The sequence below is a fragment of the Mesorhizobium shangrilense genome (assembly GCF_040537815.1).
GTDB lineage: Bacteria > Pseudomonadota > Alphaproteobacteria > Rhizobiales > Rhizobiaceae > Mesorhizobium > Mesorhizobium shangrilense.
Map to the genome: position 1 here is coordinate 1 of NZ_JBEWSZ010000021.1, position 18623 is coordinate 18623.

Consider the following 18623-nt stretch of genomic DNA (forward strand, 5'->3'; position numbering starts at 1 on the left):
GCGGTGTGCCGCAGCTCGGCAGGCTGCCGCGCCTCGATCCGCTGACGCCCAAAGCACTAAGGGAAGCGATGATTGCCGGCTTCGACCTCGCTTTGATTGCCGGAGGCGAATGATGTCGCAGTCCCAGGTTTGGCACCCCTTCACCCAGCACGCGCTCGAGCCGGCGATTCCAGAAATCGTCTTGACGGAAGGCGCCTATCTCCACAAGGCCGACGGCTCTCGCGTCCTGGATGCCATTTCCTCCTGGTGGGTCGTCACGCATGGTCACCGCCATCCCCGCATCATGAAGGCGATCGAGACGACCGCGTCGGCTCTCGACCAGATCATCTTCGCCGGCTTCACGCACGAGCCAGCCGAACGTCTAGCCAGGGCGCTTGTCGACCTCGCTCCGCCCGGCCTTGACTGGGTGTTCTATTCCGACAGCGGCTCGACCTCAGTCGAAGTCGCGCTGAAGATGGCGCTCGGCTATTTCCGCAACATCGGCGCGCCGCGTTCGCGCATCGTGGTCATGGAGCACAGCTATCATGGCGACACCATCGGCACGATGAGCGTCGGCGCCCGCGGTGTGTTCAACGCTGCCTACGAGCCGTTGCTGTTCGAGGTCGATACCATCCCCTTCCCGGCCGCCGGGCGCGAGCAGGAAACACTGGATCGGTTCGAGGCCGTCAGCCGCGACCGGCACGCCGCCGCGCTGATCGTCGAGCCGCTGGTGCTTGGCGCCGGCGGTATGCTAATGTATCCGGCCTCGGTTCTGACCGAACTGAAGAAGATCGCCGAAGCTTCGGGCACGCTGCTGATCGCCGACGAGGTGATGACCGGCTGGGGCCGCACCGGAACCATGTTCGCCTGCGAGCAGGCATCCATCTCTCCGGACATCCTGTGCACCTCGAAGGGCTTGACCGGAGGCGCGATCCCGCTGGCGGCGACGCTTGCCACCGACACCATCTTCCGGGCCCATTTTTCCGACGACCGCAAGAAGACCTTCTTCCACTCGAGTTCCTACACAGCCAATCCGATTGCCTGCGCGGCCGCATTCGCCAATGTCGAGATCTGGCGCGACGAGCCGGTAGCCGAGCGGGTCGCGGCCCTGAGTGCAAAGCAGGCCGCCGGACTTCGGCGCTTTGGCGACAATCCCTACTTCGCCGACAGCCGGGCGACCGGCACGATCGCGGCTCTCGACCTGCGCACCGGCTCTGCTGGCTATCTGGCCGAGATCGGGCCAAAGCTGCGCGCCTTTTTCCTCGAGCGTGGGTTGCTGGTGCGTCCGCTCGGCAATGTCCTCTATCTTCTGCCGCCCTATTGCATCACCAGCGAGGAACTGGACGGTCTCTATGACGCCATGGAGGAGGCCGGCGAACGCTTCGGCTCGAGACCATGAGCAAGTCGTCGCGCATTCTCGGGTTTGGCCATCACGCGCCTGGGCGCAAGGTGGCGAATGCCGAGATCGAGAGCAATCTCGGCCTCGAGCCAGGCTGGATCGAGCGGCGCACCGGAATCCGCACCCGCTTCTGGGCAACTGACGAAGATACGCTGTCTGGTCTTGCCACGGAGGCTGGCGACATGGCGCTGGCGAATGCCGGTATTGACCGCGGCGACATCGGGCTGCTGTTGCTTGCCACCTCGACGCCCGACCACCTTCTGCCACCCAGTGCACCCCTGGTCGCGCACAAGCTCGGCCTTGGTCGCGCAGGCGCGGTCGATCTGACCGGCGCCTGCGCCGGCTTCATCTATGCGCTGATGTTCGCCGACGGGTTCACTCGCCTGCACGGCAAAGCGAGCCTTGTCATCGCGGCCAACATCCTCAGCCGTCGCATCAATCCGGCCGAGCGCGCAAGCTCAGTCCTTTTCGCCGATGCCGCCGGCGCCCTGGTGATTGGTCCTTGCGAGGACCCCCATCAGGGCATTCTCGGCGCTTCGGTGGATTCCGACGGCTCGCGCTACGGGCTGATCCAGATTCCGGCGGGAGGAAGCAACATCCCGTTCCAAAGTGGCCTGGATCTCGGGCAAACCCGAATGACGATGACCGACGGACGCGAAGTGTTCGCCAAGGCTGTCGAGATGATGACCAATTGCTCGATAAGCGCGCTTGCCGCTGCCGGAGTGCGACCACAGGATGTCGGCCGGTTCGTGCCACATCAGGCCAATGCCCGTATTTTCGATGCGGTCGGCAGGAACCTCGGCATAGCAGATCAAGCAATCGTGAAGACGATTGCCGACTACGGCAACTCTTCCGCCGCGACCATCCCGCTCTCTCTGTCGCTGGCCCATCGGACGGAGCCGTTTCGGCCGGGCGAGAAAATCCTGCTGGCGGCGGCGGGTGCCGGTCTCAGCGGCGGCGCGCTGGTCGTTGGATTTTAGCTGAACAGTGGCCACCAAAGACTGGTCCAAGAACAATGGAAAGGGACAACAGAACCAATGCGAAAAATAGTCGCCGGCAAGCTGCACGGCATCCATGTCACCGAAGCAAACCTCAATTACCATGGTTCGATAACACTAGACCCCGACCACTGCGAGGCAGCCGGGATCCTGCCCATGGAGTTCGTGGAGATATGGAACAAGAATTCCGGTGCGCGGATTTCGACCTATGTCATTCTCGGCGAGCGTGGCTCACGATGCTGCATCCTCAATGGTGCTGCCGCCCGCACCTGCCAGCCCGACGACCCGATTATTGTCTGCAACTCAATCTACCTCAACGAAGCACACATCACCGCGCTGAAGCCAAGGATCGTCACGTTCGACCAGGACAACCACATACTCGACCGCCTGAGCTACTCAGTCGATCTCGACGCGCACGGCCGCTACAGTTTCTCGATCCTCGATGAGGCGAATGAGGCTTTGGTCATCCCTGCTCTAGTCTCCGGGGCGTGACTTGTCCCCTACGCATGCGCGAGATTTCCGCTGGAGTCATAGCTGCGCTGCCGCCGACCTGACGAAGCGTTATCCGGCGCCGAAAGTCAGGGATAATGCCCTTTCCCGCGCGCTTCGAGTTCCGCTGGAGGACGAGTTCAACCTATCGTTCAATCCCGAAACGGCGCGCTCTTCGGGAGGCGCGTGGAACTTCATCTCCAAACGACGTGCCCCCTCCTCTCATTCTGTCGCCATTGGCCCGGCGGGCTTGCCTGACCATGGCCACTATCAAAATACGCGACGGTACCACTCTTGCTGAACCAGCCAGCCCTAAATCTTCTATGTAACTTTTTGAAAAGGTTTGTGGTAACCGACGCTGGCAAGAATCGCGCTACCGTCAATTGTCAAAGAGATGGCTGATCGACCACGCTCGCGCTAGTCTCTCCTATGCGCTTTGCTAATCAAGGTTTCCAATGTCAGAATCGAGAATGAACCAATCTGAAGGGCCATCGGCTTCCTTCGAACAAGCGCTCGCCATAATAAAGGGTCTCATCGATACCCGCAGTTTTCGTAAGGAACGCCTTGCCCAACCGGAGATTGAGAACGCCCTAGACATCCTTGGCTTGAGCATCACTGATGAAAGCGAACCTGCGCACCAACTTGAGGCAGTCGCCATGCTCGGTAAGGCGGGGGAGGTCTCGAAACCAATCGCGCTAGCTGTCCAGGGTCTTCTAGCACGCGGACTTCGGACGCCCCTTCCCCCGACGGGAACTTGGGGCAACGCCGACGATCGATATTATCTGGCTAAAGGCGTGTCAGTATCTCATGCGTCGTGGGTGTCGACGTACTCCGCGATCGAGCTTGCGCGTGCAGAGGTCGTCGAGAAGGCTTCGAGGGAAGTCTGGGCCAACTTAGCTGTAAGTCGTGCCGAAACGCTGACCGTGGCGCTGCAGATAACAGCCGACGCACTAGCAAAACAGTTGGCTGAAATTGAAGACCCTGCAGATACCGCCTATCGCAAACTAATGCGTATCTGCGACGCCCTGTCTTCGACCCTGCTGACAGCGGATGTTCCAACCGGCCCAGGATTTGGGCAGGCGTTCTCGGAACTCGTCCTTCAGGCAGGAGGCGGTAAGGGAGCGGAGTCATCAAGACTGCGCGAAGAAGCTGCCGGTACCGTACTAGACCTTGTCATCCAGATCCTTCGGCTCCGGTTTGATACCCTCTTCGACCCAGATATTTATCGCGCAGTCGGCAGGATTCGAGGCTGGTGGCGCCCAGGTAGACCTCCAGATGCTGTCGAAAACAAGGTGCACCGAATAACGCAACTCGCATTCGGTGGCATGCATATTCTCGCAAGGCAGGGTGTTCAGGACAAGGAACTCCGACAGTCGCTTGTGACCGCATTGGGTCAAGAGCGGGTGAATTTTGCTGGCGAGCATATTGCAAATAGCAATCCGAGCCTCCCGCCATACATATCGCATTGGCTGGCGACCGGCAAAACACTCGAACAAGTCAGGTCAAACGATGCGGTCCAAGAGCTAAACCAGAGAGAGACGGACGAAATGATCGGGCGGCTCCTTCTGGCGATCCAAGCGAAGGAAGCGGGTTCACCCATGCTTCGGGTTATTGCGGATGCGGTGGAGGCTTTTGAGCCTGGCTACGCCGGTACACTTAAGTCGGTCGCGGACCGCTTTGACTTGGTCGAACAATGGACAAATGCGTTGGCGGGCAGACGCAGGCTTGAGGTTTTCGGCCAACGGGGTGAGATAGTCGAATTTGATCCTGCGGTGCATGAAGCCACTGCTCCGGTAGCCCGTTTGGCTCTAGTTCGTATTTCTGCTTCGGGGATAATACGTTCGCCTAGTGGTCGACCATCTTATATGCTGTTCAAGGCGATTGTCGAAAAAGCCTGAAGGGGGAACATTGGACCAAGATCGTGCCAAAGACTTACTCAATAACTTGTTGGAACGCGCTTCCACGTCGACGGAAAAGACATTTCTGACCACCCGCGAAGTTGAAGCCCTCCGCATTTTACTCGATAGCGATACCTTGGCTCCAGCGTCGCGGCCACCGTCCTCGTTGACGGCAGTCTCCGCCCCGAAGGCGTCTGCGCAGCTTAGAATCGATAGAGTAGCGGAGGACGATATTCCGAGAAATGCGTTGCTTTGTGTAGATTTCGGTACCTCTTTCTCGAAAGCCTTTGCGAGCGTCGATCACGGTAATGGTCGACCGGAACTGGTGGACCTCCCGATTGGCGATGGCAGCACGGGTTCGAGACTGACCTCGCAGTCAGAGCTTTTCATCGACGAGGGCCGGATCTACTTCGGTCCTCAGGCTCGCAAACGGATGGACGACACCCATTCATCGGCGGACCGTCTCATAGACTCCATCAAACAGTTCATTACGCTTCATAGCGATGTCTCAACATTGGGCGCCGCGCGAATGGAAGTCCTTCAGGATTCTGATCAGCGCTTCTCCAAGCGTGATATCTTAGTCATGTACCTAGCCCACCTCATGACGATCACCGAACAAGCTCTGGCCGAGAAGGGAATTTCTGCGAATGTCCGCCGGCGATTTACTCACCCTGCTTGGAAGGATGCATCGAAAGGAAAGAATGAAAACGAGATGCGATTGCTTATGGCTGAAGCAATCGTGCTTGCGCGGTCCGCAAGCGCCGACTTTGTTGGAAATATCTCAGTCGGCGACGCGCGAGTGTTGCTTGACAGCCTGAAAGCCGTAAACCAGCAATTGCTGCCGCTTATCCTTATCGAACAGCCCGTCAGAGAGGCGACGGCCGCCGGCGCCGGTGCGTTGCTTGCTACGCGGGAAAGCTCGCGCGAGAGCTTTCTGATAGTCGACGTTGGCGCTGGAACGACCGACGTTGCCGGGTTCATCTGCGTGAACAATCCGGAACGCGATCGGATGGGTCTGTTCGAGATCACCGGAGCGGCCGACGCCAAAAACATGGCCGGCAATCTCCTCGACAACATCCTATTGAAAATGGTTCTTGAGAAAACCGGTCTGGTTGCAAATACCGAAGAGCATAGAGCGGCATCTCTCGCACTTAGGCGCAGCAAGCGCGCTTATAAAGAACAGCTCTTCAAGACCGGTAGCGTTTTGATCGAGCTGCCTACCGACGAGATCGTTACGATACGGCTCGAGGATTTCCTAGCCTACGATCCTGTCGTGAATTTCACCAAGTCAATTGTGGCGATGATTGCGGAATCGGCCTCCGTTGTCGCCGGCGACGCAACCCGCATTAACTTGGTGGCCACCGGAGGTGGATCATCGCTTCCACTGTTCAAAGACCTTATTGAGAATGGCGCGGACTTCGAAGGGAAGCATGTTGTCTTCACGAAGCGGGACTTGATCGCGGACGGCGTTAGGGAGACAAACCCGGAGCTCGTCGATGCATATTCGCAAATCGCTGTGGCCCTTGGCGGTTCCCTGCCCGAGCTACCCGAACAGCGGTCTAACGTTGCAGCAGGCCTAACAGCGGCGCCGAAGCGCCAGATGATACCCGCTTACAAATCTTAGGCGTCCGCGTCGGTGAACTTTAACGGCGTTCGAAACCCCACAACGGCCCAACCCTTCCTAACGCACCCTACTTAGGTATCGCGCCTCGGCGCGATACCTAACCGTAATTGCGTCTTAGGGGATCGTTGAGAAGCTCGTAAAACGGGGTACCTCTCATGAATCGCCCGGGTACATCGAGCGTCTTGAACAAACACTGGTGCACATCCAGCGATTTCACCCGATCGATCATGGACGGTCCGACGTTGCTGAGACCGATCGCATCCAACTCGCGCACAGTCACGTTCGGAACCTTGTGCAAAAACCAAGTTAGTAAGGGTTCTGCATAGTCGGTTTCTCTTGTTTTGAAGTGAGATAGGTATTGGGATGCCAGAAGGACGCCGACACCGAACTCACGCCCTTGGAGTAAGATCTGTCTTAAAACGTCAAAATTAAATTTCATGATGTTGTCGGCCTCATCCACGAGCAGCATCGAGTCAATAAAGCGAAGCTGTGGTGTTTCACCAATGTAAGGTCTTTTCTCCAGCCCCTGCATGTATTCGTAAAAGAGATTGAGGAACATCACGAGAAGCATGTTTCGCTCTTTTTCACCAATTCCAAGTGCCGCCAGGTCGATCACAACGACGCCGTTGAAAAATTCGCGGAAGGTAATCGCGTCCGCTGCATTCGGAACAAAGATCTCAAGATCAGCCAAATCCGACAGGATGCTATAGGGCGCGTCGATTTTGTCACCGACGATTGCCTCATACTCCACCAAGACATCCCGGAGGGTTGGAGTCCCGCCGGAAGCGCTTTCATAGGCTTGCAGCACCGCAGTTTTGAGATGATTACGCTGGCGTGGACCTATGCCGCCGTAAATCTTTTGCAACACGTCGTTCAGGAATTTTACGCGCCCAAGCCGCGCGCCGATAGTGTGATCGCCGGTCGCGCCAAGATCGAACAGGTTAAGTGGAATATGGTGCGGCTTCACAACCCGCGCGCCAACCGCGTCCACGAAATCCGGCTTCGTATAATCTCGCTTGTAGTCGAAGATCAGAAACTTCGGGGCGTGTCCGCGGTTCTGCTCCGCTGCGCGGGTTAGTTGATAAATTAGCGCCTTGGTGAGCTGCGTTTTGCCAGTACCCAAATCGCCCACTATCCCGATGTTAAGCTGGTTTAGCTTCGTATTGCTGGGATGAAAGTAATAGTTCTGCGGTGTCCCTATGCCGGAGCTCTCGCCGACGCAAAAACGGATGCCTTGCGATTTGGTCAGCCCGTCGAAGGCCGGTTTTGCCAATGGAGCATCCGGTGGAATCGCGGAAGCATTTCGTGTGGGCGCGACTACCGCCCGGACGCCACCGAGAACCGGTCGGGGACTATCAAAGGACGGCTTGATCGGCTTTGCGGGGGGCACAGGCGGTTCGCGGTCAGAACCCGAATCGCCGCCGCTTTGGCCGGGACTTCGGCGCGATGAAATAAGCTCCTGTATTCGGGTTTCCCGGATACGCCGCACCAAAACAGTAAACGGCTCATCAACTACAGCAGACTCATCTGGCGGACTGTTATGCCCAAGCTCGATCGCATACACGATTCCACGAAGTCTCGACGCCCCGGACGCGGCGCCTTCGCCAAACAGGGCTTTCAGCCATTCGGCCCAACGCTCCCGATCGGCAGGTAGCGCCGTCAGCGATTGGCAACCATGAACGAAGACTTCTTTGAGCATCTCTTGCCGGGGTGCGGCGAGCGGTGACCGCTCCGGCACCTCCTCATCTTCTTGAAGACCGGAGCGAACGGCTTCCAAGGTCGCGGAAAGTTGGCTGCGGGCTTTGTCAATTTCTGCGCGAGCAACTTCTGCGCCTGTTCCGCACGTCTTCACCTCGATGACTTCGACGACGAGGTCATCGCCGTCATTTCGCAGCGCCAGGAGGTCGCATCGTTCGCCGTGCCTGGAGAGACGGAGCCAAAGCCGGGCCAGTTCGCTATCGACCGAAACGAGCAGCGAGTCCGGATGACGATCCTTGTAGTCGCGCGCGGCGATCAGTGTTCCGGCCAACCCGCGAACCCTTGCTGTGTCCGGTTGACCGTCCGGCTTCAAAAGGTCGACTAAACCGTCGCCGATGAGGGCCACCCCTTCTTGAAGCAGCTCCTCCAATTCTTCGGGTGGAAAACGCAAATTGAACTGATCTAAGGGCACGCGCAGCAGAAGCGCCAGCCTTTCATAACTGGCGTCGTAGCAAACAGCACGGCGGTGCCGTCCCTGGCGCTCAAGTATGCGAGCCGCCCGTATCCCGCCCGGAGACGGCAGTGCTCGATCTGCAAAAAAGAACCAGAACGCACCGGGGTTTTCGTCGAGTAGAACTTCCTCGATATGGTGCCGCATCCGCTCGGCGTCGGCTGAGGCCTGGGGTGTTCCACCCTTCGCCGCTCCTTCGAGCTTAGCGACCATGTCGTAGAACGATCGAAATACGGTCTCTTCTGCCGATGGCTGAAGCTCGACTTTCTTCTTGATGCCCTGAAATTCGATACGGCGACGAACCGCGAACGGGCTCATCGGTAAAAGATTCGTCCCGCCCGGCGTCCGTCGCATCGCGGTTGTGGCCTCGTCGAAGACCGCCACGATGTGAACAGGCGCATCACGAAACCGCTTTAAGCGCTCGTCCAGCGGAAGCAACTCATCATGAACCCTCAGCCGCAACCGCCCATTGCGGATATGTTCTTCCAGCTGGTCCCGCTCGGTCATCGAAAGCCGCCGCGCATCCCGCAGGCGATTTTTATGATCGGGCGTAGCGTAGACATCTATTAGCAGAGTGGTATTTGCCCCGCGCGGCAACTGGAGGGCATCCAGCAAGCGGACAAGTAAACGGCTGGCATCCGGCGGATTCAGCAAAGCGATGCGCAAGGGCTGGGTGTGATTCACATAGATCAATGCGAATTGCCGGATGCAGCGCTGGAGAGCCTCTACTCCTTCCAATCCACTGTACGCGTTTTTGAAGTTTTCAAAAACGGCGAGACCGCGATAATTGCGGGCAACCGGTAGCGGGCGGCTTCCGCCGCGCCCCTCGGGAAAGCTCGTTAGATAGAGAACACCAAGATAGTGCTCGGGCCTTTCGAGTTCAGCAAGTACGGCCTCCCGGTCGCTTCCTTCAAGCTTCAAACCGCGCGCAAGCGACGCCATTCTTTCGTAGCGCCAAAGATGGAGCGGATGTGTCGGGAGGAGCACGGCCTTCCATGAACTTGTGTCAGCATCGACCCGCGTTTCAATCTGGACGACATCAAGCACCGCAACCGCTTCGAACAGTGTGCGGGTCCAGGCGTGATCAATTTCGTGCATCGCGTTGTGGTGCTCTGCGAGCTTGCCGTAGAATCGCTCCCAGGCGCGAACCAGTTCGGCGACTGCGCCGGCGAGTTCTGCCTTTCCGGCAATCGCCAGCATTGGTTGCTGAACGAGAATGTCCAAGGAAGAAAGAACAAGGTTCCTCGCGGCGACGATTTGGTCCCATAATCCGCAAAAATCTTCTGCGGAAGCACCCGCTCTTTGCAGTTCGACCTGCATTGGCTGGAGAATCGAACGAAGATCATAGGTTTCTCCGTCATGCGCGATCGTTGAAGTGCATGGCTGGAACAGAGCCGGATCGCACTGACGATAGTCCGCAAGTGCCTCCTCAAACGACGTGGTTTCAGTCCGGTAGTATCCACCCCAAAAATCGGGGCTACAGAAAGCGCGGACCCACGTAAGGAAGCCGCGATCGAGAGGGAATTGAAACGGAAGCTCTTCACCACCGACTTCGTAGCTTCCCTTTACCTCTTCACTCTCTTGATCCAGAGCGTCCGCCAGCGCCGCTTCCACTCCCGCGACGATCTCTTCAAGTCGACTATCGTCGCCGTCAATCAGGGCGGAGCCACCATCAGCGGCGACCCCGGTATCGTCCCTTATCTCGGGAGCATCGGGAACAGGCTCTTCTGGGGGTTGATCGGGAGACGGAGTGCTCGGCTCATTGGTCGGAGGCTCGTCTTTAGCCGGCTTCACGAGTTTCTGTGCATCCTCAAACTCCAGCGCGCCGTAAGATGCCGAGTCTCCGGTACGGCGCAAGGCGTCCACGCGGGCGAGGATAATAAGGACTTCATCTCGCCGCGCTGTGTCGGCATCTTTCCGGGCTCGCCGGCGGATCGCGTCCAGTCGGCTTCCAGCCATGCTGGAAAGAGTCCTGGTCAGAGCGAAATTGCTATACATCCTTTCTGAAACGGAGCGGTCCGCACTCAGGAGATTTCGATCGGGCAGAAGACCAAGCCGTGGAAGGGCACGTCTCGGTGCATCGAGTTCGTTGTCGGCACGCGCTTCTTTCCATGCCGATAAAAAGTCAGCAATGCCGCTCAGTGAGACAAGCGGGGCCAGCTCCCTGGCCTCCAATAGAGCGTCGAGGAGATCCCTTTGCCGGGACGTGGCGATAAGGCCCGCATCCGATGTCCGCGCCCAATCGATCAGGATCTCGGCCAGTTCCCGGGCCGTTGACTGCGGGAAGTGGGCCAAGGTGCTCACGCCTGGATGGCGTCCAACCGCCAGCGCTATGATGCAAGGATGCGCAACCGGTTTGTTTCTCCAGTCCGCTGCAACATGCAAATCGGTCGTTGCGTAGCCCACCGCAAGTCCAAGATTGTTAAGGCGCGCGCGGAAGTCGGCATCTGTAAGCTGGTATCCCACCAGCGCGAGCGACACTAGTTTGAGATTGAGCTTCATGCCTGCGAGGAGTTGCAGGAACCGCTCGACGTCCATCAGCGGCAATTCCTGGCAAAAGAGATGGCTGCCCCGATTGATTGCGGTGGCAACTCTGAGAGCGGTCGCCTGCGCGATATATTGTTCAGCGGTCAAAGTATGCTCCCGACTTCGGTCGAACAGAGAACGAGACCATCGGAGGGCTCCACCGCTAAGCTAAGACTTTTCAACCGATCAACGAACGCAGATGCATTGGCGCGCAGGTCTTCCTCATCGAAGCCAAAGTATCCCTGCTCTCTGAGTGCCGGGAGATCGTCGGCATTTCCCCCGATCACGACGCGCCATACGTCGGTCAGGCGCCGGCAGACATCATCGAACGGCAAGGCGTCATGAGGGTCTTCATTCAGTACACTAAGCATAAGAACGCGCAGAGTGTCGGGCTGGAGCTCCAAATGCTTGTCGTTCACGCGCGACGCGCGGGGCTGCGCATAGCCCATCCTCAATGCGAGGTCCGAAAAATGCGTCTCCAGAAATGCAAAATCAAAATCGTCCTCAAGAACCTGGTTCTGTTTATTTCTCTTGTTGAACAGATGGCCTGCGATTGGATCGGGCGCGAAGCGCCCCAGCCCGGAGAACTCCCGGTAAGATTGGCCTACGATCTCCCGAAGTCGCGCGTAGGAGGCTTTGCTCTGGAGGCGGGTGCGTTCGCCCTTTGAGCCAGAGAAGTCAAAAAACATGAGCGGCGCAGCAGCCTGAGTTCCAGCAGCCGTCTTAACGATGTAGTTCATCAGCCATGCCAGGAGACCGATGATATAGAACCGCACTCTTTTGTAGTGGCCATACCTCGCTGCATTTTGGCACATCCGCGCGAGCGCGGCTGTTTCCGCGTGCATTAAAGCGGCGATGGCATCGAGCCTTTCCGACGTCAGCTCCCCGAATCGCGCTTCGTACTGCGTTTTGAGGTCCTTTTCTCGCGCCACCTCTTGTCCGATCAAAGGCTCAATGAAATGTTCTAGGGTTCGTGCCGGCTCGGCGGCAAGCACACGACCAACTTCTAGGACCGACCGTCCAATTTCAGTCTTTTCAAGCACGGCAACAGTGAAAAATCCGGCATACCCGTCCGTGCGATCTTCAATCGTCAGAACGCGAGGCGAAATGAAAGTGTAGTCATTACCTTTCGGTCGATAAGGCTTGAACGCCGGATACATGGCGTCATCGTTATTGACAATGCCATTGACCTGAATTCGCAGTAGTTCGACAGCCGCTTGCTGCATCGTTGTTGAAATCAGTCCGTTGGTCTTTAACGTCTCCATCACAGCTTCAGGCCGGTACGAAGCGAGAAGCCCTTTATTAGCCTTAACGACGGCTACATGGTTTAGAAGCTCATTTGCGAAAACGTTCCCCGTCAAAGCTATGAAAAAGCCGGAAGCGAAATGTGCCGGCTTCATACGAAGGGGCTCATAGCCGAAGGCTTGCAGGTGTGCCGTATGTTTGTTCATCGCATGCCCTGTCCGCGGTCTATAGCCGTCTTACTGCGTCATAACGCGCGTAGTCGGGCGTCATCTGTATGACGGCAGGCAGTACGTGCTCGGCGTTGTAAATGAGGAACTCAAAACTCTGCTCCGGCGCGGCTCCCCGTAGACGGTCAATGAAGGAATCAAGCCTGTTGAGTTCGCCGGGATTTATGAGGTGCCTAGGCAAGCCTTGCTCGATCGACATCAGTGTCCCATAGAGCTCGGCATCGATCCGCAGCGACAATTCGACAGACATCTCGCCGTTTAGCGACATAACACCGAGAAGCAGGTGGTCGGGTGCATAGTCAAAGACATCCGATAGTCCCGCCTGCGGGCTCGGGCGTCTCAGTCGAAGACGGCTGCGAGGGATCGATTCATTGGCGACATAGCTCGCGGTTGGCTGCTCATCCAGCCTATGCCCGACCCACAGAAATAGCTTCTCGCGGATCCCTTCAAATTCAGTGGGCAGATAGCATCGATTGATTGCGCCGATCAACTTCTGAAGGTGGAGGGCATCGCTGACGCTATCGCTCAAGATCTGGTGGAATGCACCATGGGAGCTGTCATCTAGCGAAAAGACGTTCTCCTCTCCCCCTTGGACATGTTCAAAATAGAATCTGCGCTTTATCGCCGCGAAGCGGTTACGGTATTTGTCACGGCCCTGTTCCCGCAATCCGGCCATGGCTAGCCGTGCGGGTATCGGCTCCGGAAGCTCTCCATCGACCTGCCAATCACCCGCATACGTGCCGTTCGGCGTCTCCAATTTCCTGTCCAGCTGGGGATGGGTCACGCCGGCTGGGTCGGCGAAACGTCTCAGCAATTCTGTGAGGGGGAAGCGCGGATCGAGCTCGAAAAGTCTTTCCGAATACCATGTGCGCTCGGCGCCGGCGGTTTCGGGTTCATCTGCGCTTCCGAATAAGAGCCTGGCACATAATATCCAAAGCTCACGTACTGTCGCCCGTCCGCCCGCTGATATCACGCGACTGAACAGGGCCAAGAGGCGCCTGCGAACTTCTTTGTTTGATAAGTGACGATAGTTGAATGAAAAATTCGAATCCACGCCCGATTGGGCATAGCGCTGAATTGCGGGGCTGTTCAGCATCCGGTCCAGAGCTTGACCGGCAAAGCCGACCGACAGTGGGTTGCGGAGCGAAAGATCGACGAGGATCAACTTCTCGCTAGAGTTCATAGAGGTCTGCTCTAGGCCGTAGACAACGCGTTCGCCCCACTGCCTTTCGATCTCGACAGACAAGTCGGGCAGACCCCGGCGAAGTTCTTGCCGCAAACGGTATAGCGGATATTGGTTGACGGCCAGAATCATAGCCTTGCCAGCGTGACGGGCTTGGCGCCAACGCTCGACGATTGGGCGGACGCCGTCCTCCCGTGTCATTATTGCGGTTGCATCGAAAGCAAAGTCAAAGTTTGCCGCGTCTGTCCCCAACCGTTGCTGGATGGCCCGCGCAAGGTGGGTTTTGCCATCACCAGCGTTGCCGGTAAGCACGATTGAATATCCTTGGCGTGCTCTTTCGAGAAGTCGATCCTCAAGCTTTGTCTTGAGATGAAGGCGCGCAAAATCAGCGTCACCTAGCCCTTCGGAAATTGCATTCGGACCGGCTTGCGCCAACTTGCGCCAGAGCGAAAGCTCGTCGCCGTCGCTCGGACTCTGCGTCCCTCCATTGGGCGGAACTTCTTCCGATTGAAGAGAGCCGGTATCGACGGACTGGATGGGCAATTGTGAGCTGAGCAACCACGGACCCGATCTGGCCAAAGCCTCCCACGATGCGTCATGCTCGATTCGTTGGGCAAGCCACCGCCGACGCCAGAAATCGGCTATCTTTTCGCTTGCGTCAAGGAAGCGCTCCGGGTGTTCAACGTAATTGGGCACCGTTTTAGTAAGCCCACAGAGATAGGAACCTGCTCCGGGAAATAATGGAGCCCCATATATCCGGCGCTCCTGATGGTGCAACAGCACTAACCCAGAATTGAATCCAAGTGCGTCTAATCCCGAGCGTAACTTTCGAAGCCGTGGGCTGGCCCCTTCGCCAAATACACCGTTGACATCCCTGTATCCCCGCTGCTGCCGCATGACGACCTCGACGGAGCGAACCGTCTCATCCGAAAATTGCACCGTACCGTAACCAGAAGTCGCGCCCAAATAACTGTAGCGAATCTCGGCCTGCTCGTCGGATATGACACCCGCGGGCAATCGGAGTCTTTCGTATTGGCTGCTACCATGGGAGAAAAGGCTGGTTGTGCCCAGCCAAACCAGCGTGCTGTCCGGCGAAACGGGCTCGTTCTTAAGTTGGGAACGTATGATGGTTGGCTCGGAACCGTAGCGCTGCTTGTAGTCCGCGGCGATCTTGGGACTCAGAAGCATTAAAGCCACAAGCTTACCGCCGAGCATGTGGCTATAGGGGGCAACGGCGCCGCAGGTGGTAATTTCGAGGATATTGGTTCCAATTCGCCGGCTTTTCGCAGCGCTCATTGCGGTATTCACGGCCGTCCGAATATCTTCGCTCTCAAGTGCGCTGATCGCGCGGGCCGGATCGCAGAGCAAACCCTGATAGGCCAGAAGCACGCGCTGAGCATCAAGAAGACGCGAAAGCTCGAACGCACGCTTCTTTCGCACGAGCATGCGACGAGAATCGTGAACACGTTTGTTCGTTGTGTGCTTTGCTTCAAGCTGCAGCACTTCGTCACCGACCGGCGCATCACTCCAGGGATCGTGGAGCAATGACAGGTCATACGAATCGTCGTCGCCTTGCGAGAGGGCAACCTGACGCTGATCTGCAAACTCCTGACTCATGCGCCGCAGGCGGTCGATGACAGCGTCAGTCGGGGCCCTAACTTCCTCTTCAGTCATGAGACCGCTTATCTCAATTTCGCCGACAGCCTCGTCAATTCCATTGAGGAGCCATTCTTGCACCAACTTCAAAATAGCAATTTTGTTCTCGTTCCTCGGATCTGTCTTCGTCGGCAGGGAGGGGCGCAGCCAATTATAGAGGCCCTGAACCTCTAATAAGGGGTCGGTGCGCTCCAACTCACGCCGCCGCTTCGCCGGAGCGAACAGAGCGGTAAGAGCAACCGTTAGCCCACGCGTACTCCACCCGATGCGCGCATCCCGTGGAACCATTTGGACGGCGCAATTGCTGAGGGCCGCGATGCCGATAACGGCATGCGAAGGGTGTGCGGCGTCCCGCACAACGTAAAGAAGCTTGCGACCGGGAATGGGAGTTTGAGGGATCGACCATGTGTACCGAAAGTACCGCCAGATATCCTGAAGCAAGATTCCCGTTTGCTCGTCTCTGACACCGGCTTCGACAAGCTGAAGATACGGGCGGACTGCCGTGCTGAGTGCGTCGAATCTTGCCTGGCCACCGGCTGGGTGCGACCGGGAGGCTTCGAGCCGGGAATGCAGCTCTGCTCCATCCGCAATGAGCGTTCGGATTGACCTATGTTTGGTGGAGACTGAGGGGCGCTCCATTTGCCGGATAAATGCGCGGACGCTTTTGTCCTCAAATTGTTGCTGTACCCGAGGTCTAAGTTCCTTGCGGATCGCATCCTTTCGCGCACGAGCTTGCTCGGGTGTTACGACGCTCTCGTCTTGCGGTCTGGGCGAATGCAGTTCCAAACCGTAGCCGCTCTCAACAAGGGCCCATCGCAGCTGTGCAAGATCGCCAAGCACTCTGATGCAGGCCGCATATCTGTCAGTCTGGCCGTTAAGTTCCGGAAGAGAGGACGCGCGTGCGGCTTCGGTCTCAACAATCGCACTGATCCGCCGGGAGTTGCCCTCCTCCTGCCGATCAGAAATTTGCCGGGCCACGCTGAAAAAGCGCTTTTCGGCGAGTCCTTCGAGATTGGGGTCTAGGGGAATTATCATCGGCGAAACACGTCATGACTCCAGACGGCAGCCGAATTCACTCCACTAGTCCGATGGTTGCGACTCGACGCGTAGCCCCCCGGGAGCGCCGTGACCGGCGACCGCCAACTTGTTGGCGATATTGCGGCAGTTAGACCACCGCATCCACACCTTAGTGACTCCGGAACGGGACCGAAAGGTCCGAATGCAACTTTTCACCGAAACATCGTGGCTGTGGCCGCCGAACCGTTGGAGGGTGCGAAGACGCAAGGTTCTTTGCCCAAAAAGGTCGGCACAGCCCTCAAGTGTCCGAAGCCTTGCACCGAATGGGAGGCGCTATCTCGCCGCGCCATCAGCGCTTATGCCCTCTAGATCGCAGGGTTCCCCAAACGAAAGAGCTCAATCCGATACTGGACGCGCAATGGGGCTTCAAAAAAGCGGCCTAGAGTGACGGCTTCAGCTCAAACCGGCGAAAGCTACATCGTCTTCCTGTTCGCTAAGGTTGGAAATGGTGTGATCGACCAATCAATCAGGTCGACGGCATGCTGAAGTATCGCCTCGGTCTCAGCAAAGCCGGGTGAAGCGGCGATGACATGTCCGATGCAGTCTCGGATATCGCCTTTCCTGACGATCGGCGTCTTGGGTGCAACATAGAATACCTCGGCGACGCCTGGTACAGCAGCCGCCCGAGTGTCGCCACCGATCCAATCGAGGGTGCCATCGCGATCAGGAACCAGGATCCGCGTGGCCGCAGTGTGCGAATGCCTTCTGCGCAAATTCCATTCATCGCCGATGACAAGCTTGATGTGCTCGGTGATGAGATCGCCGCAAGGAGCTGACGTTGAGCGAATTTGTCGTAGCACCGTTCAATCGATGCGGGGTTCGGTCCCGGCAGATCGAAATATCGGCAGAGCTTGCCAACTGTCGCATGGACCGGATGCCAAGGGCTGGTAATGCCAGCAATGTCATAGGTCGCGCGCAGCTGGGAACATTCGTGGATCAGCGCATCGAGATTGTCTGTGTCGACACGGATTGCTTCAATCCTTTCCGCCGCAAGATAGTCGTACCGCTGGTTCGGCCGACAGGGTAATTGGATGAAGACCAAGACGCTGGGCCGCTTTGACGTATAGCAGACCATTACCCCTTGGATGGCCTTCAACCAGGATGAGCGCTGTTCTTGCCATTGGCTGTTGACCCTCCGTTGCGTGCTGTGCAGCGATCCGAGGGTAAATCGGCTTTAGCTTTTCTAGCCGCGCGTGACCTCAGACCTTGTGGTCAACGTAACCATTGTCAGCGATTTGCGGCGTAAAGCTTCTGTGAGTTTCGTTGAAGCTCGGGATTTTCATGGAGGTGCCGGCGCCACTCGGTTGCCTCTCGCTGCAAATCTCCGCGGAAAGCTTCAACGCTTCTCATTGTTGCAGCAGCCCTTTTTTACACTTTCCGCCGAGCCGTTTCGATGTCCTTCTCTAGCCGCGTAGCATATGGGCTGAACAAGACAATGAGGGTCAATTGAACCCTTTTAAGCGCGGCATGGATCGCACTTCAATTCTTCACTTCAGAATTCCCTCCTCCAATGCTCTTTGCAAGGATGATGCATGACGGAGAGGGATTTGCGCCAAACTGCCTCGGCTGCTGAAATGTGGATGGCAAAAAAGCGGTTCGGTTTGAAATGTAGTCAGATCCTGGGACGCACTGGCAAGCTATTGCACGGGGCAGATCGAGCCCGGATCCATCTCAGCCAGGGCATTAGGCAGGTCAATTAGTTTCAAGATGTCACGTCTACACCCTTTGCTAGAGCGCGCACGTCGATATCCCGACCTATGGCAACGAGCTCATTCGGCGCGTTTTGCGCGTGTCACGCGTTCTGTCGCGCCTAGCGATGATTGTCCTTCCTCCAGATCGGGCGCAGCACCCTCGAACCGTGAGGTAGAGGTAGTCTGCAACTTCGCGCGTGAACTGCATGTCGTCTGTCCACGAGGGCGCCCATGCCTCTCCCGTCGTTCGCATCCGACACGCGCGCTCGCGAACACGCAGCAGGGATTCCAGCCTCGCTCTAAGAGTCCGTTTTGAAATTCACGGATGAGCATTTCTTCGGACGAGATTGCCGCCCATGGCGACGAGGATCATGGCTTGAGAGACGTCGATGCGCTGCTCGTAGTCGCGCACGAGGCGGCGC

Annotated in this window: 8 protein-coding genes and 3 pseudogenes; 6 read left to right on the top strand and 5 right to left on the bottom strand. The window is 57.5% G+C overall.

The window, feature by feature from the left end:
* From ABVQ20_RS39810 to ABVQ20_RS39835, 6 genes and pseudogenes are all read left to right on the top strand, one after another.
* Nucleotides 1-113: pseudogene (locus ABVQ20_RS39810) on the top strand (dethiobiotin synthase); the annotation flags it as partial.
* Nucleotides 113-1378 (top strand): adenosylmethionine--8-amino-7-oxononanoate transaminase, encoded by a 1266-nt coding sequence (locus ABVQ20_RS39815; protein WP_354465285.1) that lies wholly within the window; start codon nt 113-115, stop codon nt 1376-1378. The pseudogene ABVQ20_RS39810 and the gene ABVQ20_RS39815, both read left to right, overlap by 1 nt.
* Complete coding sequence (bioZ, locus tag ABVQ20_RS39820; protein WP_354465286.1) at nt 1375-2358, top strand: 3-oxopimeloyl-[acyl-carrier-protein] synthase BioZ; 984 nt, start codon at nt 1375-1377, stop codon at nt 2356-2358. Before ABVQ20_RS39815 ends, bioZ begins: the two co-directional genes overlap by 4 nt.
* Nucleotides 2359-2415: 57 nt before the next feature.
* A complete protein-coding gene (panD, locus tag ABVQ20_RS39825; RefSeq protein ID WP_354465288.1) occupies nt 2416-2868 on the top strand; it encodes an aspartate 1-decarboxylase in 453 nt (150 codons plus the stop codon).
* A gap of 467 nt (nt 2869-3335) precedes the next feature.
* The gene (locus ABVQ20_RS39830) at nt 3336-4763 is read left to right on the top strand and encodes a hypothetical protein (protein ID WP_354465290.1); all 1428 of its coding nucleotides are present in this window, start codon (nt 3336-3338) and stop codon (nt 4761-4763) included.
* Nucleotides 4764-4773: 10 nt separating this feature from the next.
* Entirely contained in the window at nt 4774-6387 is a 1614-nt protein-coding gene (locus ABVQ20_RS39835; protein ID WP_354465292.1) for a hypothetical protein, read from the top strand.
* Between the two features lie 97 nt (nt 6388-6484).
* On the opposite strand, the gene ABVQ20_RS39840 is transcribed toward ABVQ20_RS39835, so the two are convergent.
* From ABVQ20_RS39840 to ABVQ20_RS39860, 5 genes and pseudogenes are all read right to left on the bottom strand, one after another.
* Nucleotides 6485-11230, bottom strand: a complete 4746-nt coding sequence (locus ABVQ20_RS39840; RefSeq protein WP_354465294.1) for a putative type IV secretion/conjugal transfer ATPase — start codon at nt 11228-11230, stop codon at nt 6485-6487.
* Nucleotides 11227-12573, bottom strand: a complete 1347-nt coding sequence (locus tag ABVQ20_RS39845; protein ID WP_354465295.1) for a hypothetical protein — start codon at nt 12571-12573, stop codon at nt 11227-11229. Before ABVQ20_RS39845 ends, ABVQ20_RS39840 begins: the two co-directional genes overlap by 4 nt.
* A gap of 19 nt (nt 12574-12592) precedes the next feature.
* On the bottom strand, nt 12593-16468 hold the full coding sequence (locus ABVQ20_RS39850; protein ID WP_354465297.1) for a Druantia anti-phage system protein DruA: 3876 nt from the start codon (nt 16466-16468) through the stop codon (nt 12593-12595).
* Between the two features lie 455 nt (nt 16469-16923).
* Nucleotides 16924-17631 (bottom strand): annotated as a pseudogene (locus ABVQ20_RS39855) (hypothetical protein).
* A gap of 889 nt (nt 17632-18520) precedes the next feature.
* A pseudogene (locus tag ABVQ20_RS39860) lies at nt 18521-18623 on the bottom strand (IS5/IS1182 family transposase); the annotation flags it as partial.